The organism is Rhizobacter sp. P2_D12 (assembly GCF_056404395.1).
In genome coordinates this window covers 25,584-51,515 of record NZ_JBFUEB010000038.1, presented here as the reverse complement: position 1 = coordinate 51,515, position 25,932 = coordinate 25,584, and the positions used below count along the sequence as shown (strand labels likewise).

Genomic DNA, 25,932 nt, shown 5'->3' with positions numbered 1-25,932 from the left:
CTGCGACTGGGTGCTGGTCGAGGGCTTCAAGCACGCCGACCTGCCGAAGATCGAGGTCTGGCGCGCCGACACCGGCAAGCAGGCCAACTACCCGACCGATCCGTTCATCGTCGCGATCGCGACCGACAGCCCGGAGCGCCTGCCCGAGCCCACCGCGCGCCCGGTGCTGGACCTGAATGACCCTGCCGCAGCAGCCGCCTTCCTGCTCGCGGATGCTTCGCGCTATGACTACCAGCCCCCCGCCGTCGCCTGACCGCCCGCGCCCGCCGCTGCTGACGCTGGACGAGGCGCTGGCCCGCCTGCTGGCCGCGGTGCAGCCGCTGCCGGCCGGCGAGGCCGAACACGTGTCGACCTTCGAGGCCCGCGGCCGCACGCTGGCCGGCGACGTGCGCTCGCAGGTCGACGTGCCGCCGCTCGACAACACCGCGATGGACGGCTATGCGCTGCGCAGCGCCGACGTCGCGGCCGCCGGCACGCTGTTGCCGGTGAGCCAGCGCGTGCCGGCCGGCACGGTGCCCACCGAACTGCAGCCGGGCAGCGCCGCCCGCATCTTCACCGGCGCGGCCGTGCCGCCGGGTGCCGATGCGGTCGTGATGCAGGAGCAGTGCGAGGCGCTCGACGGCCAGGTGCGCGTCTACGAGGTGCCGCAGGCCGGCCAATGGATCCGCCGGCGCGGCGAAGACGTGCGGCAGGGCAGCGTCGTGCTGGCGCGCGGCACGCGGCTCACGCCGCAGGCTCTCGGCCTGGCGGCGTCGGTGGGCGCTGCCACGCTGCCGGTGATGCGGCGTCCGCGCGTCGCGCTGTTCTCGACCGGCGACGAGCTGGTGATGCCCGGTGAGCCGCTGCGGCCGGGCGCGATCTACAACTCCAACCGCTTCACGCTGCGCGCGCTGATCGAGGCGCTGGGCGGCGCATGCACCGACCTGGGCATCGTCCCCGACCGGCTCGATGCGACGCGCGATGCGCTGAGGCGCGCCGCGCAGGGGCACGACCTGATCGTCACCAGCGGCGGCGTGTCGGTCGGCGAAGAAGACCACCTGCGCCCCGCGGTGCAGGCCGAAGGCCGGCTCGACCTGTGGCAGATCGCGATCAAGCCCGGCAAGCCGCTCGCCTTCGGCAGCGTGCGCCGCGGCGATTCGAGCGAGGCCTGGTTCATGGGCCTGCCGGGCAACCCGGTGTCCAGCTTCATGACCTTCCTGCTGGCGGCGCGGCCGGTGCTGTTGCGGCTGCAAGGCGCGTCGGCGGAGGCACCGATCGGCATCCCGATGCGTGCCGACTTCGACTGGCCGAAGCCCGACCGCCGGCGCGAGTTCCTGCGCGTGCGCCGCAATGCGCAGGGCGGGCTCGACCGCTTCGGCAACCAGGGCTCGGGGGTGCTGAGCTCGGCGGTGTGGGGCGACGGCGTCGTCGACAACCCGCCCGGGCAGGCGATACGCGCCGGCGACACGGTGCGCTACATCACGTTCGCGGAGTGGCTGGCATGAGGCTGCGGGTTCGCTATTTCGCATCGCTGCGCGAGGCGCTGGGCAGCGGCGAGGCGCTGGAACTGCCCGTGGGCGCGACGGTGGGTGCGGCGCGCGACGCACTGATCGCGCGCGATGCCACCCATGCCGGCGCGCTGGCGCGCACGCGGGCGCTGCGCTGCGCGCTCGACCAGGTGCTGTGCGACGAGGCCGCGCCGCTGCACGACGACGCCGAGCTGGCGTTCTTCCCGCCGGTCACCGGCGGGTGACAGAATCTTCCGGATGAACCGCCTTTCGATCCAGACGCAAGACTTCGACCTCGGCGCCGAGGTGGCGAAGCTGCGGGCCGGCGACGGCGGCGTCGGCGCGGTGGTCGCCTTCGTCGGCACGGTGCGCGACCGCAGCGACGGCTCGGACGTCAGCCGCATGGAGCTCGAGCACTACCCGGGCATGACCGAGAAGGCGATCGACACGATGATCGATGCCGCGCTGGTGCGCTTCGACATCCGCGCCGTGCGGGTCATCCACCGCGTCGGCGAGCTGGGGCCGCAGGACCAGATCGTGCTGGTGGCGGTCAGTTCGGCCCACCGCGGCCAGGCTTTTCAAGCATGCGAGTTCCTGATGGACTACCTGAAGACGCAGGCCCCGTTCTGGAAGAAGGAGCACACCCCCGACGGTGCGCGCTGGGTCGATGCGCGCAGCCATGACGATGCGGCGCTGCAGCGCTGGGGCATCGCGAGCGGGAACCTCGGCGCATGACGGCCGGCATCACGGCGTGGCAGGTGCTGGCGGTGGCGGTCGGCGCGGTGTTCGGCGCGCTGCTGCGCTGGTGGGCCGGGCTGTGGCTGAACGCGCAATGGGCCGGCTTTCCGCTGGGCACGCTGCTGGTCAACTGCGCCGGCGGCTTGATGATCGGCGTCGCCTTGTACTGGTTCCAGCGCAGCCCGAACGAGTTGCTGCGGCTGCTGATGGTGACGGGATTCCTGGGCGGGCTGACCACCTTCTCGTCGTTCTCGGGCGAGTCGCTCGCGCTGATCCAGCGCAATGAATGGGCCTTGGCCGTGGGCCACACTCTGGCGCATGTGCTGGGGTCCCTGGCGTGTGCCGGCGTCGGATACAGGTTGGGGAAGCTTGTCCTGGCCTAACTTGAAAAACCGGGACGGTCCCCTCAAATCCCCTGCAATCGGAGGATCCGTCCCATGCGACTCGACAAGCTCACCACCAAGTTCCAGGAAGCCCTCGGCGACGCCCAGAGCCTGGCGCTGAACCGCGACAACCCGTACATCGAGCCGGCCCACCTGCTGGCCGCGATGCTGGCCCAGGCCGACGGCCCCAAGGCCTTGCTCGAGCGGGCCGGCGTCAACACCGCCAAGCTGCAGTCGACGCTCGACACCGAGCTGAAGAAGCTGCCGCAGGTGCAGGGCGGCGAGCAGGTCCAGGCGAGCCGTGACCTGGGTGCATTGCTGCAGGCGTCCGAGAAGGAAGCCCACAAGCGCGGCGACCAGTTCGTCGCCAGCGAGATGTTCCTGCTGGCCGCGGCCGACGCCAAATCCAGCATCGGCCCGATCGCCAAGGAGCACGGCCTGACCCGCAAGGCGCTCGAGACCGCGATCGACGCGGTGCGCGGCGGCCAGAAGGTCGACAGCGCCGAGGCCGAAGGCCAGCGCGAAGCCCTGAAGAAGTACACGCTCGACCTGACCGAGCGCGCCCGCAAGGGCAAGCTCGACCCGGTGATCGGCCGCGACGACGAGATCCGCCGCGCGATCCAGGTGCTGCAGCGCCGCACCAAGAACAACCCGGTGCTGATCGGCGAGCCGGGCGTCGGCAAGACCGCCATCGTCGAGGGCCTCGCACAGCGCATCGTTGCCGGCGAGGTGCCCGATTCGCTGAAGAACAAGCGTGTGCTGGTGCTCGACATGGCCCTGCTGCTGGCCGGCGCCAAGTTCCGCGGCGAGTTCGAGGAGCGGCTGAAGTCGGTGCTGAAGGAAGTGGCGCAGGACGAAGGCCAGACCATCGTCTTCATCGACGAGATTCACACCATGGTCGGCGCCGGCAAGGCCGAAGGCGCGATCGATGCCGGCAACATGCTGAAGCCGGCACTGGCGCGTGGCGAGCTGCACTGCATCGGCGCGACCACGCTGGACGAATACCGCAAGTACATCGAGAAGGATGCCGCGCTGGAGCGCCGCTTCCAGAAGATCCTCGTCGGCGAGCCGACGGTCGAGGCCACCATCGCGATCCTGCGCGGCCTGCAGGAGAAGTACGAGGTGCACCATGGCGTCGAGATCACCGACCCGGCCATCGTCGCCGCGGCCGAGCTGAGCCACCGCTACATCACCGATCGCTTCCTGCCCGACAAGGCGATCGACCTGATCGACGAGGCGGCCGCCAAGGTCAAGATCGAGATCGACTCCAAGCCTGAGGCGATGGACAAGCTCGACCGCCGGCTGATCCAGCTGCAGATCGAGCGCGAGGCGGTCAAGCGCGAGAAGGACGAGGCCTCGCAGAAGCGGCTCGGCCTGTTGCAGGACGAGATCGAGCGCCTGCAGCGCGAGGCGGCCGACCTGGAAGAGATCTGGAAGGCCGAGAAGGCCGCGGCCCAGGGCTCGGCCCACGTGAAGGAAGAGATCGACCGCATCCGCACGCAGATCGAGGAGTTCAAGCGCAAGGGCGACTTCAACAAGGTCGCCGAGCTCCAGTACGGCAAGCTGCCCGAGCTGGAAAAAGCGCTGAAGGACGCGCAGGCGACCGAGGTGAAGAAGGGGGCCGATGCCGGCCGGCCTCATCTGCTGCGCACGATGGTCGGCGCCGAGGAGATCGCCGAGGTGGTGGCGCGCGCCACCGGCATCCCGGTGTCCAAGCTGATGCAGGGCGAGCGCGAGAAGCTGCTGCAGATGGAGGCCAGGCTGCACGAGCGCGTGGTCGGCCAGGACGAGGCCATCGTCGCGGTGGCCGATGCGATCCGGCGTTCGCGCGCCGGGCTGTCCGATCCGAACCGGCCGACCGGTTCGTTCCTGTTCCTCGGTCCCACCGGGGTCGGCAAGACCGAGCTCTGCAAGGCGCTGGCGGGCTTCCTGTTCGACAGCGAGGAGCACCTGATCCGCGTCGACATGAGCGAGTTCATGGAGAAGCATTCGGTGAGCCGGCTGATCGGCGCGCCGCCGGGCTATGTCGGCTACGACGAGGGCGGCTACCTGACCGAGGCGGTGCGGCGCAAGCCCTACAGCGTGCTGCTGCTCGACGAGGTCGAGAAGGCGCACCCGGACGTCTTCAACGTGCTGCTGCAGGTGCTGGACGATGGCCGGCTGACCGACGGGCAGGGGCGCACGGTGGACTTCAAGAACACCGTGATCGTGATGACGTCGAACCTGGGGTCGCACCAGATCATGCAGATGGTGGGGCAGGACCCCGAGGCCATCCGCGAGGCGGTGTGGGCCGAGGTGAAGCAGCATTTCCGCCCGGAGTTCCTGAACCGCATCGACGAGACGGTGGTGTTCCATGCGCTGGACGCGAAGAACATCGAGGCGATCGCGCGCATCCAGCTGAAGGTGCTGGAAGGGCGGCTGGACAAGCTGGAGATGAAGCTGGACGTGTCGCCGGCGGCGCTGGCCGAGCTGGCGAAGGTCGGGTTCGATCCGGTGTTCGGTGCACGGCCGCTGAAGCGGGCGATCCAGCAGAAGATCGAGAACCCGGTCTCGAAGCTGATCCTCGAGGGCAAGTTCGGGCCGAAGGACGTGATTCCGGTGGACGTGGCCGGGTCGGAGTTCAGCTTCTCCCGCGTGGTTCATTGATCAAGCAACGCCCGCGGAACCGGCTTTGCCGGGCCGCTGGGTGGCGCCCCTTGGGGGCAGGAGCGGTAGCGACTGGGGGGCCGTCACCCCTCCAACAGGTTGTCCATCCGCACGACCTGCAGCCGCACCAGCGTCAGGTTCGCCTGCGCCTTGTCCAGCACCGCATGCAGCGCCAGCCCCGGGTGGTTGGGCACCGCCCGCAGCAACTGGTGATGCGCCCCCAGCGTGATCGCCGCCTCGGGCACCGCGTGCCCCAGCCCCATGGTCCGCGCGGCCGCCGTCAAGGCCCCCAGCAGCGCCGACCCGTGCATCGCCAGCGTGTCCGCCGACGGCCGGGCGCCGGCGTGCACCAGGTCGCGCCCGCTCGCGATGTCGAACACGCAGCAGCTCACCATGCCGGTCAGCTCGATCAGCTGGTTCACGTAGCGCTGCAGCGGCGAATCGGCCTGCGTTGACACGCTCGGCCGCGTCGGCGGCATCGGCCGCATCTGCGTGGCCGGCGCGGCCACCGACTGCGGCGGCGGCGGCATCGCCGCATACGAGGTCGGGTACGCAACCGCCGGCGGCGTGACCAGCGGCATGGTGGGTGTCGGCGCGGCGGCCATCGGTGTCGGCGCCGACGGCGCGAACGATGGCGTACTGCGCGGCGAGGTCATCTGTTGTGGCGACGGTGCCGGCCGGCGCGCCCCCAGCCCCTGCTCGCGCAGCTTGTTCCAGGTGCCGCTGATGAAGCTCCACGCGTCCGACGGCCGCGTCACCTGCGGCGTGGTGCGCACGTTGACGCCGGTGCCGCGGCCCATGTCGGTGCCGAAGGTGGCAAGCGTCGCCGTGGTCGACGTGAGCGGCAGCAGCAGCATGTGCCGGTTGTGCCACGGGCCGGTGATCATCGCCTCGTGCAGCGGCTTCAGCGTCGATTCGAGCAGGTGCGCCGGAAGCGCCCCCACCATCAGCACCGCCAGCTGGCTGTAGCTCAGCAGCACGCGCGCCAGCGCCTGGCGCGCCGCGGTGTCGGCATCGGCCTGCGTGGTGTACAGCCGCAGCGTGCTGCCGTCGGCGCCGGGGAAATCGACGAACTCCAGCGTCGCGAGCGGCGTGCCGTAACCCTGGCGCCGGATCACCAGCTTCTGCAGCTTCTGCTGGCTGGCGGTGGCCACGCCGGCCAGCAGCTTGCGCGACGACACCGTGCCCACGTCGTGCAGCGCGATGAAGTCGGGGCCCAGCAGCTCGAACTGCTGCTGCATCGCCTCGGCCGGGTCGCACGAGACGAACAGCTCGCGCTGGTCGTCGCTGACCTGGCGGCCGATGTCGCGCTGCTCGCTGGACAGGTAGTCCTCTTCGTCGCTCGCGAACTCGGTGACCACGGCCGTCTGGGCCCGCGTGGCCTGCCAGCCATCGCCGGCGCCGGCGTCTGCAGCGTCCTGGCCGGAGGAGAAGGGGGGAACACTCGACATGGATGTCACTCGCGGTTCAACATTTGTCCCGTCGATGTCAACGGGCGTGCGCCAGTGTAGGAGCTTGTTTCCGGATGTGACATAGGAGGATGACGCGAAAAACGCGGCCTTTTTCCACCGCCTTGGGGCTTGACGCGGCGCCCGTCCTTTGCCAGCGTCGCCGCCGGGCCCACTGCCGCGCCGATAGAATCCGCCGTCCTCACTTGCTCCGGCAGCGCCCCATGGCCTCGTCCCGCACTGATGCTGTCCCTTCCCTGCCGGTGGTGATCATCGGCGCGGGCCTCGCGGGGTTGACGGTGGCACTGCACATCGCGCAGAGCCGGCCGGTGGTGGTGCTGGCCAAGCGCAACCTCGACGAAGGCGCGACCGCCTGGGCCCAGGGCGGCATCGTCGGCGTGCTGGGCACCGACGACAGCATCGATTCGCACGTGCGCGACACGCAGGATGCCGGCGCCGGCCTGGTCGACGAGCACACCGCGCGCTTCATCGCCGAGCACAGCGCCGCGGCGATCGAATGGCTGGTCGAGCGCGGCGTGCCGTTCTCGCCCGACCCGGAAGGCCCGCTCGGCCTGCACCTGACGCGCGAAGGCGGGCATGCGGTGCGCCGCATCGCGCACGCGGCCGATGCCACCGGCAAGGCCATCCACGACGTGCTGCTCGCCGAGGTCAAGCGCCACCCCCACATCCGCTTGCTGGAACGCTGGATGGCGGTCGACCTGATCACCTCGCGCCACCTGAAGCGCGACGAGGCGCCGCGCTGCTACGGCGTGTATGCGCTCGACATCGACCAGCAGCGGGTCGAGACGCTGGCCGCGTCGGCGGTGGTGATGGCCACCGGCGGTGCCGGCAAGGTCTACCGCTACACGACCAACCCGGACACGTCCACCGGCGACGGCATCGCGATGGCCTGGCGCGCCGGCTGCCGGGTCGGCAACATGGAGTTCATCCAGTTCCATCCGACCTGCCTCTATCACCCGCAGGAGCGCAGCTTCCTGATCACCGAGGCGCTGCGCGGCGAGGGCGGCCGGCTGCTCTTGCCCGACGGCACGCGCTTCATGCAGGCACACGACGAGCGCGGCGAGCTGGCGCCGCGCGACATCGTGGCGCGTGCGATCGACTTCGAGATGAAGAAGCACGGCGTCGACTACGTGCTGCTGGATGCGACGCACCTGGGCGCGGCCTTCCTGAAGGAACACTTCCCGACCATCCATGCGCGCTGCCTGAAGCTCGGCATCGACATCACGACGCAGCCGATCCCGGTGGTGCCGGCGGCGCACTACACCTGCGGCGGCGTGGTATCCGACCTGAACGGGCGCAGCGACCTGCCGGGCCTGTATGCGGTGGGCGAGACCACCTACACCGGGCTGCACGGCGCGAACCGGCTGGCCAGCAACTCGCTGCTCGAATGCGTGGTGCTGGGCCGCACCTGCGCCGAACACATCCTGGCGCATGGCGCGGCCGAACAGCCGGTGCTGCCGGCCTGGGACGAGAGCCAGGTCGAGAACGCCGACGAGCAGGTCGTCATCGCGCACAACTGGGACGAACTGCGCCTGCTGATGTGGAACTACGTCGGCATCGTGCGCACCACCAAGCGGCTGGAGCGGGCGCTGCACCGCATCGACCTGCTGCGCAGCGAGATCGACGACTACTACGCGAACTTCCGCGTCACGCGCGACCTGCTGGAGCTGCGCAACCTGGTGGACTGCGCCGAGCTGATCGTGCGCTCGGCCTTGATGCGGCACGAGAGCCGCGGGCTGCACTACAGCCGGGATTTCCCGCAGACCTTGCCGGTGAGTTTCCCGACGATTCTGGTGCGGTCCGCGTCAAGCGGGGCGAGCCGGGCCCCGGATTGGCATCCGGGCTACAAATCCGCGTAGCCCGGATGCCAATCCGGGTCGGCCTTCAACTGCGCGCCTTCATCGCGGTGCGCGCCAACACGAACTGGAACGCGAACTCCACCGCCTCCTTGATCGCCTCGTCGATCGCGTGCCGTTCCTTCTCGCTCAGGTAGAACGAGAAATCCACCGCATGCCGGATGTAGCGCGGCGGCAGGCGGTTCAGCGCGACGCAGGCGATGTCGGCCAGCAGCTCGCTGCCCTGCAGGTGCGGATGCGAGGCGGCAGCCACCGACACCGCCTCGAAGACCGCACGCTCGTGGTAGTTGAAGATCGAGTCGAAGTCTGCGCTCATGGGGTCCGCCGTTCGTTCAAGGGTTCCTGCACTGTAGACAGCCCCGCGCCACACTGCCAGCCGGCGAGTGCGCCATATGTCCGGCTTACAGCCTTTCGAGCACCCGCATCGAGTAGTCGGTGGCCTTGACGTCCTTCGTCAGCCGCCCGATCGAGATGCGGTCGACGCCGGTCTCGGCGAGGCTGCGCACCTGGTCGAGCTGCACGTTGCCCGACACCTCCAGCAGCGCGCGCCCGGCCGTCACGGCCACCGCCTCGCGCATCATCCCCGCATCGAAGTTGTCGAGCAGCACGCTGGATGCGCCGGCGTCCAGCGCCTCGCGCAGCTGGGCGATGCTTTCGACCTCGATCTGGATGTCGACCCCGGCGTCCAGGGCCTGCGCATTGCGCAGCACCGCGGCGATGCCGCCGGCGGCGGCGATGTGGTTCTCCTTGATCAGGATGCCGTGCCACAGCGCGAGCCGCTGGTTCTGGCCGCCGCCGATGCGCACCGCGTATTTCTGCGCCAGGCGCATGCCGGGGATCGTCTTGCGCGTGTCGAGGATCGCGCAGCCGCGCGGGTTCGGCGAGGCGCCGGCGATCGCGTCGACGTGGCGCCGCGTGACCGTGGCGGTGGCCGACAGCAGCTGCAGGAAGTTGAGTGCCGGCCGCTCGGCCGACAGCAGCGCGCGCGCCTCGGCCTCGACGTGGCACACCAGCGTGTCGGGCGCCATCCTCGCGCCCTCATCGACGTGCCAGTCGATCAGCGCGTTCGCATCCAGCGCGCGCACGCAGCCGTCGAACCACTCGCGGCCGCACAGCACCGCATCCTCGCGCACCAGCACGCGGGCGCGCACGCGGCCGTGCTCGGGCACGAGGCGGGCGGTCCAGTCGCCGCGGCCGATGTCTTCGGCCAGCGCGTCGCGGATGTTGCGTTCGCGCGCCTGTTCCAGGGTCTCGTTGAAGTCGGTCATCGGTCAGGCGGCGCCCATGTTCTTCACCAGCCCGAGCTTCTGCGTGGCCGACGGGTTGTTCTTGACGAAATCGAGCATGCGGTCGATGCAGCCGAGCGCCTGGCTGCGCACCGGCTCGTCGACGTGGATCTCGCCCGTGCCCTGTTCCAGGCAGGCCACCACGCCCTGCAGCGCGTTCATCGCCATCCACGGGCAGTGCGCGCAGCTCTTGCAGGTGGCGCTGCTGCCGGCGGTGGGCGCCTCGATCAGCGTCTTGCCGGGCGCGAGCTGGCGCATGCGGTGCAGGATGCCGTTGTCGGTGGCGATGATGAAGCTCTGCGCGTCCATCTGCAGCACCGCGTTCAGCAGCTGCGAGGTCGAGCCGACGACGTCGGCCTGCGCCACCACCGATTTCGGCGATTCGGGATGCACCAGGATCTTCGCGCCCGGGTGCCCGGCCTTCAGCAGGTCGAGCTCGAGGCCCTTGAACTCGTCGTGCACGATGCAGGCGCCGTTCCACATCAGCATGTCGGCGCCGGTCTCTTCCTGGATGTAGCGGCCCAGGTGGCGGTCCGGGGCCCACAGGATCTTCTTGCCCTGGTCCTTCAGGTGCCTGACGATCGCCAAGGCGCACGAGCTGGTGACCATCCAGTCGGCGCGCGCCTTCACCGCGGCGCTGGTGTTGGCGTAGACGACGACCTCGCGGTCGGGGTGGGCGTCGCAGAAGCGCGCGAAATCCTCCGGCGGGCAACCCAGGTCGAGCGAGCAGGTCGCGTCGAGGTCGGGCATCAGCACGCGCTTGTGCGGGCTCAGGATCTTGGCGCTCTCGCCCATGAAGCGCACGCCGGCGACGACCAAGGTGCGGCTCGGGTGGTCGCGCCCGAAGCGGGCCATCTCGAGCGAGTCGGCGACGATGCCGCCGGTTTCCAGCGCCAGGTCCTGCAGGTCGCCGTCGACGTAGTAGTGGGCGACGAGGACGGCGTCGTGCTTCGCCAGCAGCGCCTTGGCGCGCGCCTTGTGGTCGGCGCGGCCGGCGGGCGTCAGCGGCTCGGGGACCTTGGCCCAGGCGTGGGCGGTGCAGGTCGCGCCGTCCGAATCCTGCAAGGGGTAGTCGTAGGCAACTTCTTGGCTCATCCGCGGATGGTATCGGAGCCCCATTCCCCGGATGGGCATCCGGGCTACGAGGGGGGCGTCACGAGAGTCCTTGCTCGGCTTCCATCAGCTTGTAGCGGGCGAGGGCCAGGTTGCTGCGCTGCTTGTCGAGCAGTGCGAACAGGAACAGGCCGCCGTGGCGCGACAGGGAGCGGATCAGGTGCTGGCGCGTCGGCGTGCTGGTCATGATCTCCTGCACCGTGTCGGCCAGGCCCATTTCGCGCGCATGGCGGTCGTGGGCGCGCAGCACCTGCGTGCAGGCGGCCGCCGCCAGGTCCATGTCGACCGGGCGGTCGTCGCGCACCTTCTGCGTGATGACGAGGCCGGTGGCGGTGTCGACCACCGCGCAGCCGAGCATGCCGTCGACCAGCTGCATGCCGTCGAGCGCCTGCGCGGCGCGCTGCGGGTCCAGCGTGCCGCGCACCGACGGCTTCAGCACCGCGTTGCTGACCGGCACGGCCGTGCCGGCGTCCAGGTCGGCCACCTTGATCGGGAAGCCGTCGGGACCCTGCACCGACGAGATCGCGGCCACCGGCGGCGGGCCCCAGGTGGGCTCGGTCTTCACGCGGTTCCAGATGCCCAGCAGCGCGTTCCACACCGCCGACGCGCTGGTCAGCGATTCGTTGAGCACCTGCACCTTCAGCCGCTGCGGCCACTGGATCATGCCGATCTTGTTGGCGATCCACACCGCGCTGGGCGGCAGCATGAAGAGCAGGGTGGGGCAGCGCCACCCCGGCTGGTTGACCGCGTCGTACAGCGTGTTGAGCATGCCGTCGACGGCGTGCGGCTGCATCGCGCCGACGATCACCGCCGTCATGTGGCTGCGCTCCATCAGCGCGATCGGGATGGCGGCGTTGTCGGCGCCGGGCGCGCGCACGTCGGCGTGGTAGATGCGCAGCAGCGGCTCGTCGCGCCGCGCAAGCGTCGTGCGCTCGATCATCGCGAGCGTGCGCAGCGTGGTGTGCTCGCGCAGGTGCAGGCGCTCGATGGGCCGGCCGCTGGCATCCGACAGCGCCTTGATCACGGCCGAGGCCCAGACACCGGTCGGGTCGTGCAACGCGATGTGGCGGCTGGCGGTTTCGAGGTCGGCGCGCGTGGCCGCGAAATGCTCGCGGATGGCCTGGGCCGACGAGCCGGTGACGACCAAGTCGCGCAGGTGGCGGTCGACCATCTGGCCGCGCTCGTTCACCTCGGTCGCGGTGCTCTCCATCAGCGAGGTGGCGGCAAAGCCCGCCTCGTTCCCGGTCTCCTGGCCGGGCAGCGACGGTTCGTCGCGATCACTGCCCTTGAGGCCGCGCAGGTCTCCGAACAACGATGACAACATGGGTCGCTCCCGGGGTTGAACTGCGGCCCAGTCTAGGGCGATGCCGCGATCCGGACATCCCCAAGATGGCTACCCCCCTTCGGGGTGAGGGGCAGGCCCTAGCTGAAGAAGCGGCTCGGCGGCTCGCCGACGGATCGCCGCACCATCGCGCTGAACGCACTGGCGCTGGCATAGCCGAGCTCGGCCGCGATCACCCCCATCGGCTGCTTGCGCGCCGCCAGCGACAAGGCCTTGACCAGCAGCACCTGCTGGCGCCACTGGACGAAGGTGGTGCCCAGCTCCTGCCGGAACAGCCGCGCCACCGTGCGCGGGCTCGCGCCGGTGTCGCGCGCCCAGCCGTCGAGCGTCGCATGCCTTGTAGGATCGTCGAGCACGGCCTCGCACAGCGTGCGCAGGCGCTTGTCGGCGGGCAGGTCGACACCCAGCCGGATCGGGCGCGCGCGGCGCAACTCGTCCAGCACCAGCGCGCCGAGGCGCCGTTCGCGCTGCAGCGCCTGCGGCGCGAGCGGCGGGCCGCCACCGTCGGGCTGCACATCCAGCTCCAGCACCAGCGCGCGCAGCAGCGGCGACACCTCGAGCACGCGGCACTGTCGCCACGGCGCCTGCTCGGCGCGCGGCACGCCGGGGCCGCTGTGACCGCGCGGCTGCAGCAGGTACAGCGTGCGCAGGTCGGTGTCCTCGACCACGTTGAGGGCATGCTCCATGCCGGGCGGGATCCACAGTGCGCGCGACGGCGGCACGAGGTAGGTGCCGTGCTCCATCGTCAGCCGCACGACGCCGGTGGATGACAGCGCGATCTGCGCCCAGTCGTGGTGGTGCGGCACGACGCGGGTGTCGGTGCCCAGGCAATGGCGCTTGGCGCGCAGCGGCCGCTGCGGCGTCGGTGCGTAGAGGTGCGGGGCGAGCGGGCCGATCGGGGGCACGGTCATGGTTGGCAGGATCTCGACAAAGATTGACGGGCTATCGTAATCCCGCCGCGGCCGGCCTGCCTACCATCGGGGCTCGACTTTTCCCCCTGGACCTGCATGAACACCCTGGCCGCCCCGGCACCCGCATTGCGCAAGGACGCCACCGTCATCGGCCTCGTCGGCCTGGCCCACAGCATCAGCCACTTCAGCCAGTTGCTCCTGGCGCCGCTGTTCCCGTGGCTGAAGGATGCCTTCGGCGTCAGCTATGCCGAACTGGGGCTGCTGATGTCGATCTTCTTCGTCGTCTCGTGCCTGACGCAGGCGGTGTCGGGCTTCGTGGTCGACCGCTTCGGCCCGCGGCCRATCCTGTTTGCCGGGCTGGCGTTGCTGGGGCTGGCGGCCTTCGGCTTCTCGGCCAGCCAGAGCTGGTGGATGCTGGCGATGTTCTCGGTGCTGGCGGGCATCGGCAACGGCGTGTTCCACCCGGTGGATTTCACGCTGCTGAACCGCAAGGTGCACCCGTCGCGGCTCGGCCATGCCTTCAGCGTGCACGGCATCACCGGCAGCCTGGGCTGGGCGCTGGCACCGGCCATGCTGGTGCCGCTGACGCTGGCGTACTCGTGGCGCGTGGCGCTGGCCTGTGCCGGCGTGCTGGCCTTCGCGGTGCTGGCGGTGCTGTGGTTCAACCGGGCGCCGCTGGCGCTCGACGTGGCCGCGCCGGCACCGGCCGCGAAGGCGGACGCGGTGAAGGCCGGCGGCGGCAGCCTGGATTTCCTGTCGATCCCGGCGGTGTGGATGTGCTTCGCGTTCTTCTTTTTCTATGCGATGTCGCTGAGCGGCGTGCAGGCCTTCGCGCCCGAGGCGGCGCGGCTGCTGCACGAGGTACCGACGCAGCTGGCGGCGGTGTGCCTGACGGTCTACATGGTGTGCAGTGCCGGCGGCATGGTGGTGGGTGGCTTCCTCGTGACTGACCCGGCGCGCTGCGAGCGCATCGTCGGCCTCGGTTTCGGGGTGGCGGCGGCGATCGCGCTGGTGCTGGGCTACGCGACGATCCCGGCGCTGGCGGTGCCGGTGCTGTTCGGTGCGATGGGCTTCGCGGCGGGCATCGCCGGGCCGTCGCGCGACCTGATCGTCAAGCGCTCGGCGCCGGACAACGCGACGGGGCGCGTCTACGGCGTCGTCTACTCGGGGCTGGACATCGGGCAGGCGCTCGCGCCGCTGCTGTTCGGCACGCTGATGGACCTGCACCGGCCGGCCCAGGTGTGGCTGGGGATCGCGGTGGTGCAGGCGGTGTTGATCGCGAGCGCGTTCAACGTGCGCCGGGTGCGGCGGACGGTGTTGCAGCCGGCGTGACGTGGATCCCCGGATTGGCATCCGGGCTACCCGCTTCGTAGCCCGGATGCCAATCCGGGAATCGTCAGACTGACCTGCGGTACCGGTCAATGCACGTGTCCAGCACTTCGCCCCCCGGCCGCTTCCACCAGTCCTCGCTCGAAAAGATCTCGACCTCGCTGTACCCTGCGTAGCCGGCCGCCTCGACCCAGCCGCGGATGCGCGGGATGTCGATCACCCCATCCCCCATCATCCCGCGGTCGTTCAGCAGGTCGCGCGTCGGCAGCAGCCAGTCGCAGACATGGAAGGCCAGCAGCCGTTCACGCCCGGCGCGTTCGATCTGCGCCTGCAGCTTCGGATCCCACCACACGTGGTACACGTCCAGCGCCACGCCGAGCGCGCCGCTGCGTTGCGGGTCGAGCGCATCGCACAGGTCCAGAGCCTGCTCCATCGTGTTGACGCAGGCGCGGTCGGCCGCGTACATCGGGTGCAGCGGCTCGATCGCGAGCGGCATGCCGACCTGGCGCGCGTAGTCCAGCGTCGCGGCGATGCCGTCGCGCACGTCATTGCGGGCGGCGGCGATGTCCTTGTGCGCCGCCCGGCCGCTCAATGCACCGGGCAGCCCGCCGACCACCAGCACGAGGCAGCGCGCGTTCAAGGCCCGCGCCTCGTCGACCGCACGCCGGTTGTCGTCGAGGGCGCGTTGCCGCCCTTCGGCGTCGGCGGCCGGGAACATGCCGCCGCGGCAATAGCCCGACAACTCGATGCCGGTGTCCTGCAGCAGCCCGGCGATCCTGTCGATCCCGGCCGCGGCCACCTGGTCGCGCCACGGCGAGATCGCGCGAATGCCCCGCGTCGCGCACTCCAGCACGATGCGGTCCAACGGCCACTGCGCCCGCACGGTCGCGGTGTTGATCGACAACCACCGGTGATCGCCGCTGAAATCGCGCATCAACCCTCCACCCCGTGCAGTGCCAGCAGGTGCCGCATGCGGCGCGCGGCCAGCTCCGGCTGCTCGATCAGCCCGGCCGCATCGGCCAGCCGCAGCAGCTCGGCGAAGTGAGGCAGCGACCGCGTGCTCTGCTGCCCGCCCACCATCACGAAGTGGTCCTGGTGGCCGTTGATCCAGGCCATGAAGACGACACCGGTCTTGTAGAAGCGCGTCGGCGCCCGGAAGACGTGGCGCGACAGCGGCACCGTGGGCGCGAGGATGGCGTGGAAGCGCGCCCTGTCGTGCTGCGCCAGGGCCGCCAGGGCTGCGCTGGCGGCCGGCGCGATCGCGTCGAAGATGCCGAGCAGCGCATCGCTCTGCCGCTGCGTGCTCGCGCTGCCGACCCCATCGCCGGCGATCAGCTCGGCATAGTTGAAGTCGTCGCCGGTGTACATGCGCACGCCCGGCGGCAGCCGGCGGCGCATCGCGATCTCGCGGTCCTTGTCGAGCAGCGAGATCTTGATGCCGTCGACCTGGGCGGCATTCGCCTCGATCACCGCCAGCGCGGTGTCCATCGCGCGGTCGACGTCGGCGCTGCCCCAGTAGCCGGCCAGCGCCGGGTCGAACATGTCGCCCAGCCAGTGCAGGATCACCGGCTCGCGCGCCTGGCGCAGCAGGTGGCCATAGACGCGCTCGTAGTCGGCCGGCCCGCGCGCCACGCGCGCCAGTGCGCGGCTGGCCATCAGGATCAGCCGGCCGCCCAGCTTCTCGATGGCCGCCATCTGTGCCTCGTACGCGCGGATCACGTCGTCGACGTCGCGCGCCGCATCGGGGGCCAACTGGTCGGTGCCGCAGCCGCTCGCGACGAGGGCGCCCGGCACGTCGCGCGCCGCATCGAGCGAGCGCGCGATCAATTCGAGCGAGGTCGGCCAGTCCAGCCCCATGCCGCGCTGCGCCGTGTCCATCGCCTCGGCCACGCCGAGCCCCATGCGCCACAGCCGCTGCCGGCAGGCGATGGTCGCGTCCCAGTCGATCGCGCAGCCCAGCCACGGGTCGATCGCCGCGCGCGCATCGGCCACCACGTGCGCGGCCGAGAACGCGATGCGGTTGAAGACCGGCGCGGCCGGCGCACGCCACGCCTCGCGGCCGCTCAGCGTGTAGCGCGCGAGGCTGCCGTCGGCCGTCGGAAGATTCAGCGACAGGTCCATCGCGTCACACCGCCAGCGCCGGCACGTCGACCCAGCGCCGTTCCTTCCAGCTCGCGAGTGCCGCCTCGACCAGCTGCACGCCCTTGGCGCCCTCGGGCAGCGTGAAGCGCCAGGGCGCGTCCTCGGCGACGTGGCGCAGGAACTGCTCCCACTGCAGCTTGAAGCCGTTGTCGTAGGGCTGCGTGTCGGGCACCTCCTGCCACTGCTCGAAGAACGGCATGGTCTGGCGCGTGTCGGGGTTCCACACCGGCCGCGGCGTGTTGACGCGCGACTGGCTGCGGCAGTCGGTCAGGCCCGCCACCGCCGAGCCGTGCGTGCCGTCGACGTGGAAGGTCACCAGGTCGTCGCGCCGCACCCGCGTGACCCACGAGCTGTTGACCTGCGCGACCACGCCGCCGGCCAGCTGGAAGGTCGCATAGGCCGCATCGTCGGCGGTCGCGCGGTAGGGCTTGCCGGCTTCGTCGAAGCGCTCGGGGATGTGCGTGGCGCCCAGGCAGGACACCGCCTGCACCTCGCCGAACAGGTTGTCCAGCACGTAGCGCCAGTGGCACACCATGTCGAGGATGATGCCGCCCCCGTCTTCCTGGCGGTAGTTCCACGACGGCCGCTGGATCGGCTGCRGGTCGCCCTCGAACACCCAGTAGCCGAACTCGATGCGCACCGACAGGATGCGGCCGAAGAAGCCGGCGCGCTTGAGCAGGTCGAGCTTGCGCAGGCCGGGCAGGAACAGCTTGTCCTGCACCGCGCCGTGCTTGACGCCGGCCTGCCGGGCAAGGCGGCACACCTCCAGCGCCTCGGACAGGTTGGTGGCGATCGGCTTCTCGCAGTAGACGTGCTTGCCGGCGCGGATCGCCTGCGCCAGCAGCGTGGGCCGCATCTGCGTGGTGCCGGCGTCGAAGAAGACGCTGTCGTTGCGCTCGGCCATCGCGCTGTCGAGGTTGGTGCCCCAGCGCGCGATGCCGTGCGCGCGGGCCAGTGCCTCGATCTTGGCGGCGTCACGACCGATCAGCACCGGGTCGGGCATCAGCCGGTCGCCGTTGGAAAGCGCCACGCCGCCCTGGTTGCGGATCGCGACGATGGAGCGGATCAGGTGCTGGTTCATGCCCATGCGGCCGGTGACGCCGTGCATGATCAGGCCGAGTCGTTGGGTGGCCATGGGGCTCCTTGTGTTCAGACGAGGGTGGGGGCGTGCGACAGCGGCTGCATCGCGGCCCAGTCGGGCGTCGCGGCATGGGCGTAGCCGGCGCCGGACAGCGAATGCAGCGCGATGCGGCCGTGCACGATGCGCAGCCGCGCATCGCCGTCGTACAGGTCGGGGTGGGCGCGTGCAAAGGCCTCGCGCTCGGCCGGCGGCGCGTCGCCGAAGCCGTCGGCATAGTGGTGGCCGTTGCGCTCGGCATGGCCCAGGCCCAGCAACGCGGTCAGGGCCAGGTCCTGCTGCACGGCCAGGCCCGCCTGGCAGGTCAGGTCCTCGGCCGACATGAACCAGCCCGGGCCGTGGCCGTTGCGGCGCGCGGCGCCGTTCCAGCGGTCGCAGCGCGCGCGGTTGACCAGCGACTTGTAGAAGCCCTTGCAGCCCTTGCTGGACACCCCTTGCCAGCCGGCGTCGCGGCCGCGCACGAAGGCATCCAGCGTGCCGTCCGCCTCGTCCATCAGCAGCGGGCAGGGCAGCGCGGGCAGCGGCGTGTCGAACGAGCGGTCGCGCGGCAGCGGCTGCTCCAGGTAGAGCAGGGCATCGGGATGCCTTGCGAAGGCCGGCAGGTCGCGCAGGCGATCGAACAGCTCGCGCAGCTTGTCGAGGTCGGCGTACTGCTCGTTGCCGTCGAGCGAGTAGCGGTGCTCCGGGGCCTGCCGGTCCAGCACCGCCAGCACGTCGCCGAGCCGCTGCACGTCGGCCTGCGGATCGCCGCCGAGCTTGATCTTGAACACGCGGTGCCCGTAGCGCTCGATCACGGCAGGCAGGCTGACCGGCAGCGCACCGCCGTCGGCGGCCACCGGCTGCAGCGCGTCGAGCATCCCCACCGTGTGGCGGGCGTCGACGTGGCGCCGCGGCGCGAGCGTCGGCAGCCAGGCGTTCCAGTCGAGGTCGCGCAGGTCGGGCAGCAGGGCGCTCGGCTGCAGGCCCAGCGCGTTGCGCGCGACGGCATCGAAGACCGACAGCCCGAGCGCGGCGCACAGCGCGTCGATCACCGCGCGGTCGGTCACCGCGGGGCCGAAGGTGCTGGACAGGTCGGTCGCGCCGAGCCGGCGGCCTTCGGCGGCCAGCGCCGCGTGGTGCCGCTCGAACAGCTCGAAGGCGCTCGCCGGGCGGTCGCCGGCATACGCCTGCACGGTGCGCTCGACCGCGCCGGCCAGGTGCGCGACGTTGTCGGCGTGCGAGAACCCCGGGCGCTTGTCGAACCACTTCGGCACCATCAGCTCGGCCGCATGGCCCTGCCAGGTGCCGCGTCCGGCCACCTCGACGGTGGCGCGCACGAAGAGCTGCGGGCAGCGCTCCAGCGTCACCGCGCCGAAGCGGAACGGCAGGCGCAGCCGCACCGGCCGCACGCCGCAGTCGATCGCGCGCACGACGAGCAGGATGCCCTCGGTCCTCATGCCCGGGTTCCGCCGTCAATGCGCATCGAGCGACCCCTGCGCGTAGAAGTGCGCCCGCAGCGTGCGCGCGCAGGCCGCGAAGGCTTCGCTGCCCATCACGTCCAGCGAGCGCGGGCGCGGCAGGTCGATGTCGTAGACGGCGGCGATCGAGCCCGGCCGCTCGGTCATCACGAACACGCGGTCGGACAGGAAGATCGCCTCCGGGATGCTGTGCGTGATCAGCAGCACCGTCTTGCCGGCCGCCAGCCAGATGCGCTGCAGCTCGAGGTTCATGCGCTCGCGCGTCATCGCGTCGAGCGCGCCGAAGGGCTCGTCCATCAGCAGCACCGGCGGGTCGTGCAGCAGCGCGCGCAGGATCGCGACGCGCTGCTGCATGCCGCCCGACAGCTGCCACGGGTACTTGTTCTCGAAGCCGCGCAGGCCGGCCATGTCGATCAGCTGCTGCGCCCGTTCGCGCGCCGCGGCCATCGGCAGCCCGCGGATCTCGGCCTGCAGCAGGATGTTGTCGATGACGCGCCGCCACGGCAGCAGCAGCGCACTCTGGAACACGATGCCGACGTCGGTCTGCGGCCCGTGCACCGGCCGGCCATTCAGCGACAGCGCGCCGCCGCTGAACRGCAGCAGGCCGGCCACCAGCTTCATCAGCGTGCTCTTGCCGCAGCCGGACGGGCCGACCACCGAGACGAACTCGCCGGCGCGGATCGAAAAATCCAGCGGGCGCAGCGTCTCGACCTCGCCGTCCTGCGTGCGGTAGGTCTTGTGCAGGCCGCGGGCCTCGATCAGCACCGGGGCCGGCTCGGCGTGCGCCACGGGCTTGAGCACTGCGCTCACGGCAGGTAGTCGAGCGAGACGTAGTCTTCCGGCTTGCCGCGCGTGGCCGGGTCCATGCCGCCGTACTGCACCAGCAGGTCGAGCGATTCGCCGACGTTCTTCATCGAGACGCGGAACGGCCGCAGTGCGCGGGTCTCGTCGGTGTGGTACAGCGCGGTCGTCAGCTTCAGGCCCACCAGCATGGTGTCGCGCTGGCCGGACTTCGGGTTCGCCTTCAGCGTCGCGTCGACCGCGGCCTCGGGGTTCTTCTCGGCCTCTTCGAGCGCACGCGTCGAGGCGCGCATGAAGCGCTTCACCAGGTCGGCCTTGCCGGACAGCGTGTCCTTGTGCGCGACGATGCCCGAGCTGATGAGGTTGACGCCGTAGTCGGCGAAGCGCACCACCTGCACCGGCTTCTTCGTCGCGTCCTGCAGCTTGATGTTCTGGTCCATCACGTAGCCGAGCAGCAGGTCGGCCTGGCCGTTGATCACAGCGTTCAGCTTGGTCTGCGCGTCGCCCGACACCGTCTTGAACTGGCTCTCCTGCAGCCCGGTCTTCTTCAGGAACAGCGGCCAGATCTGGCTCATCGAATCGCCGGGCGTCATCGCGACCGTCTTGCCGACGATGTCCTTGGCGGTCTTCACGCCCTTGTCGGCGAAGCCCATCGCCGACATCGGGCTCACCTGCAGCGCGACGCCCACCGCCTTGACCGGCGCGCCCTTGGCGGCGGCCTTCATCATCGTCGGCACGTCGACGTAGGCGAAGGTGGCCGAGCCGGCCGCCACCGCCTGGATCGACACCGCCGAGCCGCGGCCTTCCTGGATCTCCAGGTCGATGTTCTCGGCCTCGTAGAAGCCTTTTTCCTTGCCGATGAAGAAGGGCGCGTGCTCGCTGTAGACGTACCAGTTGAGCAGCAGCACCACCTTGTCGCGGGCCTGCGCGAACGCAGGCGCGGCCAGGCCGACGGACAACGCAGCCGCCGCAGCGGCTTGCACCAGGACGCGTCTCTTCATGGGAGGTCTCCTTCGGTTGTTGTTCAGGGCGTGCCGAGCTGTTCGGCGCGCTGCGAGGTGTGCCAGGGCATCAACCAGCGTTCGACGAGTTCGACCGCGAGGAACAGCAGCACGCCCACCATCGACAGCAGCACCAGCGCGGCGAACATCAGTGGCAGGTCGAAGCTGCCGGTGGCCTTCTGCAGCACGTAGCCGATGCCGGAGTTGGAGCCGACGAACTCGCCGACCACCGCGCCCACCACCGCCAGCGTCACCGACACCTTGAGCCCGCTGAAGATCGACGGCAGCGCCGTGGGCAGGCGGAACTTCAGGAAAACCTTCAGCGGGTTGGCACCCATCGAGCGGGCCAGGTCGATCACGTCGCCCTCGACCGACTTGAAGCCCTGCACCGTGGCCACCACCACCGGGAAGAAGCCGAGCAGGAAGGCCGCGATCACCTTGGGCACGATGCCGAAGCCGAACCACACGACGAACAGCGGCGCGATGGCCACCTTCGGGATCGACTGCGAGAACACCAGCAGCGGGTAGACGAAGCTCTCGACCACGCGCGAGTACGAGATCCACATCGCCACCGGCACGCCGAACAGCGCCGACAGCACGAAGCCGCCCAGCGTGGCATACAGCGTGGGCAGCGTCTCGCGCCACAGCATCGGCCATTCGACGACCAGCTGGCGCGCCACCGACCACGGCGTGGGGATCAGGTAGGGCGGGATCCTGAAGAGCCGGATCGCCAGGTCCCACAGCACCAGCAGCAGCGCCAGCAGCCAGACGGGGCGCAGTGCGGGCGACAGGATCCAGCGTTTCATGGTGGCGTCCTTCTTAACTGCCTGGTGAATTAGGGGCCCGGGATCAGTTGAGCAGCACGTAGCCCATCACCACCTCGGTGATGTGCGACAGGCGCTCCGACAAGGCCTTGGGCGACATCAGGTCGCGCGCGAAGATGGTCGACAGCGTGTGGTTGTTCGACAGGTAGAAGTACGCCAGGCCGGCGATCGAGATGTAGAGGTGCACCGGGTCGACGCCGCCGCGGAACACGCCGTCGCGGCGACCGCGCTCGAGCACTTCGCCGAGGGTCTGCACCAGCGGCGAGTTCATCTCGCGGATGCGTTTCGATTCCTTCAGGTGGCGCGCGCGGTGCAGGTTCTCGCTGTTCAGCAGCGTCAGGAATTCCGGGTGCGCGAGGTAGTGTTCCCAGGTGAACGCGACCAGCCGCCGCACCGCGTCGGGCGGGCTGAGGCGGTCGAGGTGCAGCTCGCGCTCGGCGCTGCGGATGTCGGCGTAGGTCTGCTCCAGCACCGCGAGGAACAGCTCGTCCTTGCCGCCGAAGTAGTAGTAGATCAGGCGCTTGTTGACGCCGGCGCGCTCGGCGATGCTGTCGATGCGCGCGCCACCCAGGCCGCGCTCGGCGAACTCGTCCATCGCGGCGCGCAGGATCTCCTGCTGGGTGCGCTCGGCATCGCGGGTGCGCAGCTCGACGACGTTGGGGGCGGGTGACGACATGGTCGCGATAATTCACCGAATGGTGAATTCTCGGCATCCGGATGAACCCTGGCTCGGGAAGGCGAGCGTCGTGGTGCTGACAAGGCTTCGGCCGGCAGGGGGTGGGGGAGGTCGTGATCGGTCGCACGACCACCACGCAGCCTGACCGCCTACGCCACAAAGGACTCAAGTCCGACGGGTTGCGTGCACCTCCTCAACCAATACTGCCTGGTGACTCCTGCCGATGATCCCGCAGCGCTCGGGCCCGCGAACTCCGAACAGATGAGACAGCCGAAACGGCCGCGGTGCGGCTGTCAGAAAGGAATCTCGATGTCCAATCCTTGGCTCAAGAAGAACCCGTTCATGACCGACGCGATGGCGAAGGCTCCCGCATCGAAACGAAAGAGAAGGCGGTAGCGCGCATGGGACAGCAGGCATGAAGCGGTCAACTTCATGGGCCGGGCTCTGGACCCGCAATCTGTCAGCACTGACCCGTCTCTCAATGCACGCCGGCACGCACTCGATGAAAGAGGCGCTGAAGCCGGTGCAGGCAAAGCGACGCGCTCCAGTGGGCACCGGCGATTGGCTTGCCGGCATGGCCATGGGCCCGGCCGGTGTTCGGCAGTTCAGGCTCTTTCGTCCGCCGGGCGTCAAGTTTGGCGAACGCTTGCCGCTGATGGTGATGCTTCACGGGTGCCACCAGGACGCGAAGACCTTCGCCGCGAGCACGCGGATGAATGTGGTGGCTGCGCGCGAACGCTTCCTCGTGCTGTACCCGGAGCAGGATCGTCTGTCGAATCCCCAAGGTTGTTGGAACTGGTTCGATACCAGGTCGGGCCGCGCACACCGCGAGGTCGCCTTGATCATGCGAGCGATCGACCAGGCGTGCACTCTTTACTCCGCCGACAGAGAGCGGATCGGGATCGTGGGGTTGTCAGCGGGTGCGAGCATGGCTGCACTGGTTGTCACGCGCCACCCGGAGCGATTCAAGGCCGTGACGATGCACTCCGGAATTCCGCCCGGCACCGCCACTTCTCCGCTGTCAGCGGTCGGTGCCATGCATGGTCGGCGAGCAACGAAGCCGCTTCCTGCGAGCCCGGGCACGACAAGTCTCGCGTGGCCCCCGCTCCTGGTCATCCATGGAGATTCGGACGCCGTGGTGGCGCCCAGCAATGGACGCGCTGCAGCGCAGGTCTGGGCCAATGCCGCGGGCGCCGTTCCGGGCTCCGGCAGGAATGTTCAGCGCGGAAAGAGGCACCCCATGCGTGTGATCGATTTCAAGCGCAAGGGCGCCACGGTGGCCACGCTCGTCGAGGTGGAATGCCTGGCGCACGCGTGGAGCGGCGGTGCGGCCAACCAGCACTTCAGCGACAGGAAGGGGCCTGACGCCTCACGCATGGCATGGGCATTCACTGCGAAGCAGTTCGGAACACAGACGTAGTTCGGTCGTTCCCTGCATCAGCGCAAGGCTGTCAACCCACCACGCATGTCAGCGCATGGCGTCGAAGCCCGCACCTTCAGCCGTACCGTCGAGCATTCCAGCTCTCGTACGAGGCACACTCCAGGCTTCGCCTCAGAGCCGCGTCGCACAGAAATGATTGACTCCTCGCTGCCCCCGTCATCGTCCCGCCTCGCCGGCCATGTCCTGGTCGAGGCCCTGATCGCCCAAGGCATCGACACCGTCTTCGGCGTGCCAAACGATATGGTATATCAACTTTGCTACGTCGTCCGCTGAGGCGTCAGCGTTGCGGCAGAGTCATGCGTTCGACCAAGTTCATTGATGCGTCGAAGCCGGCCTCTACGCTCCGACAGCGGAGTTCAAGTGATGGCTGCGAACGTCTTCCAGCGGCCAGAAGCGGAGCTTCATCAACGGCTGCTTTACGCCAGTCATGCCGCCCTGTTATACATACAGCCGTAGGCAAGCTGCTGTCTGCCGCTCATTTCAAACGTTAGGCCACACCCATGCCGGTCTATTTCATCCTCGACACCGATAGACAGAAGGTGAAGATTGGCCGCGGCAAAGATGTACGCAAGAGAAGCAAGAACCTACAAACTGGAAATCCAAGTCCCCTGCAACTCATGGGATGGATAGTCGTCAATAACGATGTGCAAGTCGAAAAGCGACTACACGAACAGTACAAAGGACAGCGCGGGTTGGGCGAGTGGTTTGACATTGGTCCTACAGAGGTCCTCAGCGAACTAAAGCGTGAACAGGGATTTGTACCAACCCCCAAGAACTCTTTTGAAATCATTGGGTACGACCGTGACGCCATTCCTGAATATCTGGGTGTCTGTGAATGGAATGACTTCGAAGTCTATGAATGCTGTCCTTTCTGCGGCTGCCTGTGCGGCATGCATGAGCAAGAGGAGACAGGTATGTATCACTGCATGAACTGCGATGCTTACACCGCCTTCGATTTCCTAAGGGAGGAGCGCTAAGTGGCCTCCCCCTTCTTATCAGGACACCGCCCGGCAAGCCGGGCACCGCCTCCCATTTCAAACGTTATATATCAATAAACCACCAATGGAGGTTCGGCATGCCGAATGGAGACGAAAAGATTTGCGCAAACGTTCGTGAGGCGCTTTCAAAGAACAACGTACTCGATGCTGAGCAGGAGATTCAGCACGCCACCAAGTTCATTGCGAAGTCAGGCGCTAGCAAGGCCGGAGTCGCCGTCTACAACAGCGGGAAAATCGTTGTTGACGGCGCAGATTCGGACCTCAAGAAATGGTTGCTGGAGCTAAAATCTTCAATCGAAGCGGGAAATTCTGCCCCAGGAATTCTTCTTCCCGCTGAGATAGAGAAATTCCCACAGACGCTTCAGGAGCGCGTCCCAGCATGTGATGGCGTAGTTCTTTGGTTCTTCCAGGAGGCACTTCGTTGCTACAAGGCTGGCAGTGCTGCAGGCGCAGCCTTTATGCTTGGCGCAGCAAGCGAAAAAGTCATCCTCATACTGATTGAATGCTACGGGAATCGCATCAGGGATGATAAGCACCGCGAAGCCTTCTTCTCTAGGGTCAACAATCGGGCCGTCTCAAACAAGTACGACGAATTCAAGCGTTCACATAAGTCGTCGAAACCCAAGCCGACTGAGATGTCGCTTGCACAAGATCTGGATCAACTTCTAGACGGTGCATTCAACTTCTACCGCCACACAAGAAATTTGGTCGGTCATCCTCAGATCGTTCCCGATCTAGACAAAGGCGTTATCCTCGCCAATCTCGGCCAATTCATCGTCTACGTTGAGCGAATTTACGGTCTTATCGACTTCTACAACAAGCACGAAGTTGAGATCTAACCCTTCCATCGAGAGAACTCGCCCCCGGCAAGCCGGGTCGGGCTTCTCCCGCCAA

Annotated in this window: 26 protein-coding genes; 11 read left to right on the top strand and 15 right to left on the bottom strand. The window is 68.8% G+C overall.

The features are described from left to right. From AC1DYN_RS14930 to clpB, 6 genes are all read left to right on the top strand, one after another. Window positions 1–253 (top strand): molybdopterin-guanine dinucleotide biosynthesis protein B (locus AC1DYN_RS14930; protein ID WP_477960800.1); only part of this gene is annotated, 253 nt, incomplete at its 5' end. Then, window positions 225–1,484, top strand: coding sequence for a molybdopterin molybdotransferase MoeA (locus AC1DYN_RS14925; RefSeq protein ID WP_477960798.1), 1,260 nt, complete (start codon window positions 225–227; stop codon window positions 1,482–1,484). The genes AC1DYN_RS14930 and AC1DYN_RS14925, both read left to right, overlap by 29 nt. Then, the gene (locus AC1DYN_RS14920) at window positions 1,481–1,732 is read left to right on the top strand and encodes a MoaD/ThiS family protein (RefSeq protein ID WP_477960796.1); all 252 of its coding nucleotides are present in this window, start codon (window positions 1,481–1,483) and stop codon (window positions 1,730–1,732) included. The genes AC1DYN_RS14925 and AC1DYN_RS14920 overlap by 4 nt, the downstream gene beginning before the upstream one ends. Before the next feature lie 13 nt (window positions 1,733–1,745). After that, entirely contained in the window at window positions 1,746–2,222 is a 477-nt protein-coding gene (moaE, locus tag AC1DYN_RS14915) for a molybdopterin synthase catalytic subunit MoaE (protein ID WP_477960794.1), read from the top strand. Then, window positions 2,219–2,608 (top strand): fluoride efflux transporter CrcB, encoded by a 390-nt coding sequence (gene crcB / locus AC1DYN_RS14910; RefSeq protein ID WP_477960792.1) that lies wholly within the window; start codon window positions 2,219–2,221, stop codon window positions 2,606–2,608. The genes moaE and crcB overlap by 4 nt, the downstream gene beginning before the upstream one ends. 54 nt (window positions 2,609–2,662) lie before the next feature. After that, entirely contained in the window at window positions 2,663–5,254 is a 2,592-nt protein-coding gene (gene clpB / locus AC1DYN_RS14905; protein ID WP_477960790.1) for an ATP-dependent chaperone ClpB, read from the top strand. 83 nt (window positions 5,255–5,337) lie between these two features. Here the strand turns inward: clpB and AC1DYN_RS14900 are convergent, their stop codons facing one another. Then, window positions 5,338–6,705: a hypothetical protein gene (locus tag AC1DYN_RS14900; protein WP_477960788.1), complete on the bottom strand. Its 1,368-nt coding sequence runs from the start codon at window positions 6,703–6,705 to the stop codon at window positions 5,338–5,340. Window positions 6,706–6,926: 221 nt separating this feature from the next. Between AC1DYN_RS14900 and nadB the strand changes: the two genes are divergently transcribed. Beyond that, window positions 6,927–8,582 (top strand): L-aspartate oxidase, encoded by a 1,656-nt coding sequence (nadB, locus tag AC1DYN_RS14895; RefSeq protein WP_477960786.1) that lies wholly within the window; start codon window positions 6,927–6,929, stop codon window positions 8,580–8,582. A gap of 25 nt (window positions 8,583–8,607) precedes the next feature. On the opposite strand, the gene AC1DYN_RS14890 is transcribed toward nadB, so the two are convergent. From AC1DYN_RS14890 to AC1DYN_RS14870, 5 genes are all read right to left on the bottom strand, one after another. Beyond that, the gene (locus AC1DYN_RS14890; RefSeq protein WP_477960784.1) at window positions 8,608–8,895 is read right to left on the bottom strand and encodes a late competence development ComFB family protein; all 288 of its coding nucleotides are present in this window, start codon (window positions 8,893–8,895) and stop codon (window positions 8,608–8,610) included. An 85-nt stretch (window positions 8,896–8,980) separates the two neighbouring features. After that, entirely contained in the window at window positions 8,981–9,847 is an 867-nt protein-coding gene (gene nadC / locus AC1DYN_RS14885) for a carboxylating nicotinate-nucleotide diphosphorylase (RefSeq protein WP_477960782.1), read from the bottom strand. Between the two features lie 3 nt (window positions 9,848–9,850). Next, entirely contained in the window at window positions 9,851–10,960 is a 1,110-nt protein-coding gene (gene nadA / locus AC1DYN_RS14880; protein ID WP_477960780.1) for a quinolinate synthase NadA, read from the bottom strand. Between the two features lie 58 nt (window positions 10,961–11,018). After that, the gene (locus tag AC1DYN_RS14875; RefSeq protein WP_477960778.1) at window positions 11,019–12,302 is read right to left on the bottom strand and encodes a roadblock/LC7 domain-containing protein; all 1,284 of its coding nucleotides are present in this window, start codon (window positions 12,300–12,302) and stop codon (window positions 11,019–11,021) included. Window positions 12,303–12,400: 98 nt separating this feature from the next. Beyond that, window positions 12,401–13,231: an AraC family transcriptional regulator gene (locus tag AC1DYN_RS14870; protein ID WP_477960776.1), complete on the bottom strand. Its 831-nt coding sequence runs from the start codon at window positions 13,229–13,231 to the stop codon at window positions 12,401–12,403. Between the two features lie 96 nt (window positions 13,232–13,327). Between AC1DYN_RS14870 and AC1DYN_RS14865 the strand changes: the two genes are divergently transcribed. Beyond that, complete coding sequence (locus tag AC1DYN_RS14865) at window positions 13,328–14,563, top strand: MFS transporter (RefSeq protein WP_477960774.1); 1,236 nt, start codon at window positions 13,328–13,330, stop codon at window positions 14,561–14,563. Between the two features lie 64 nt (window positions 14,564–14,627). On the opposite strand, the gene AC1DYN_RS14860 is transcribed toward AC1DYN_RS14865, so the two are convergent. From AC1DYN_RS14860 to AC1DYN_RS14820, 9 genes are all read right to left on the bottom strand, one after another. Continuing rightward, complete coding sequence (locus AC1DYN_RS14860; RefSeq protein ID WP_477960772.1) at window positions 14,628–15,494, bottom strand: sugar phosphate isomerase/epimerase family protein; 867 nt, start codon at window positions 15,492–15,494, stop codon at window positions 14,628–14,630. After that, window positions 15,494–16,681: a dihydrodipicolinate synthase family protein gene (locus tag AC1DYN_RS14855; RefSeq protein WP_477960770.1), complete on the bottom strand. Its 1,188-nt coding sequence runs from the start codon at window positions 16,679–16,681 to the stop codon at window positions 15,494–15,496. The genes AC1DYN_RS14860 and AC1DYN_RS14855 overlap by 1 nt, the downstream gene beginning before the upstream one ends. Window positions 16,682–16,685: 4 nt before the next feature. Continuing rightward, window positions 16,686–17,837, bottom strand: a complete 1,152-nt coding sequence (locus AC1DYN_RS14850; protein WP_477960768.1) for a Gfo/Idh/MocA family protein — start codon at window positions 17,835–17,837, stop codon at window positions 16,686–16,688. Window positions 17,838–17,851: 14 nt separating this feature from the next. Further along, window positions 17,852–19,276 (bottom strand): enolase-like domain-containing protein, encoded by a 1,425-nt coding sequence (locus AC1DYN_RS14845; protein ID WP_477960766.1) that lies wholly within the window; start codon window positions 19,274–19,276, stop codon window positions 17,852–17,854. Between the two features lie 15 nt (window positions 19,277–19,291). Beyond that, on the bottom strand, window positions 19,292–20,107 hold the full coding sequence (locus AC1DYN_RS14840) for an ABC transporter ATP-binding protein (RefSeq protein ID WP_477960764.1): 816 nt from the start codon (window positions 20,105–20,107) through the stop codon (window positions 19,292–19,294). Then, a complete protein-coding gene (locus AC1DYN_RS14835) occupies window positions 20,104–21,099 on the bottom strand; it encodes an ABC transporter substrate-binding protein (protein ID WP_477960762.1) in 996 nt (331 codons plus the stop codon). The genes AC1DYN_RS14840 and AC1DYN_RS14835 overlap by 4 nt, the downstream gene beginning before the upstream one ends. 23 nt (window positions 21,100–21,122) lie before the next feature. Beyond that, window positions 21,123–21,905: an ABC transporter permease gene (locus AC1DYN_RS14830; RefSeq protein ID WP_477960760.1), complete on the bottom strand. Its 783-nt coding sequence runs from the start codon at window positions 21,903–21,905 to the stop codon at window positions 21,123–21,125. A gap of 43 nt (window positions 21,906–21,948) precedes the next feature. Then, a complete protein-coding gene (locus tag AC1DYN_RS14825) occupies window positions 21,949–22,599 on the bottom strand; it encodes a TetR/AcrR family transcriptional regulator (RefSeq protein ID WP_477960758.1) in 651 nt (216 codons plus the stop codon). A gap of 293 nt (window positions 22,600–22,892) precedes the next feature. Further along, the gene (locus AC1DYN_RS14820) at window positions 22,893–23,033 is read right to left on the bottom strand and encodes a hypothetical protein (RefSeq protein ID WP_477960756.1); all 141 of its coding nucleotides are present in this window, start codon (window positions 23,031–23,033) and stop codon (window positions 22,893–22,895) included. Here AC1DYN_RS14820 and AC1DYN_RS14815 point away from each other — a divergent pair. The 3 genes from AC1DYN_RS14815 (at window position 23,015) to AC1DYN_RS14805 (ending at window position 25,877) form a co-directional block, all read left to right on the top strand. Further along, window positions 23,015–24,019 carry an extracellular catalytic domain type 1 short-chain-length polyhydroxyalkanoate depolymerase gene (locus tag AC1DYN_RS14815; RefSeq protein WP_477960754.1) on the top strand — a complete coding sequence of 335 codons (1,005 nt, stop codon included), beginning with the start codon at window positions 23,015–23,017 and terminating at the stop codon, window positions 24,017–24,019. The genes AC1DYN_RS14820 and AC1DYN_RS14815 overlap by 19 nt on opposite strands. A gap of 521 nt (window positions 24,020–24,540) precedes the next feature. After that, window positions 24,541–25,017 carry a GIY-YIG nuclease family protein gene (locus tag AC1DYN_RS14810; protein ID WP_477960752.1) on the top strand — a complete coding sequence of 159 codons (477 nt, stop codon included), beginning with the start codon at window positions 24,541–24,543 and terminating at the stop codon, window positions 25,015–25,017. Between the two features lie 98 nt (window positions 25,018–25,115). Further along, a complete protein-coding gene (locus AC1DYN_RS14805; protein ID WP_477960750.1) occupies window positions 25,116–25,877 on the top strand; it encodes a hypothetical protein in 762 nt (253 codons plus the stop codon). Window positions 25,878–25,932 lie beyond the last annotated feature (55 nt).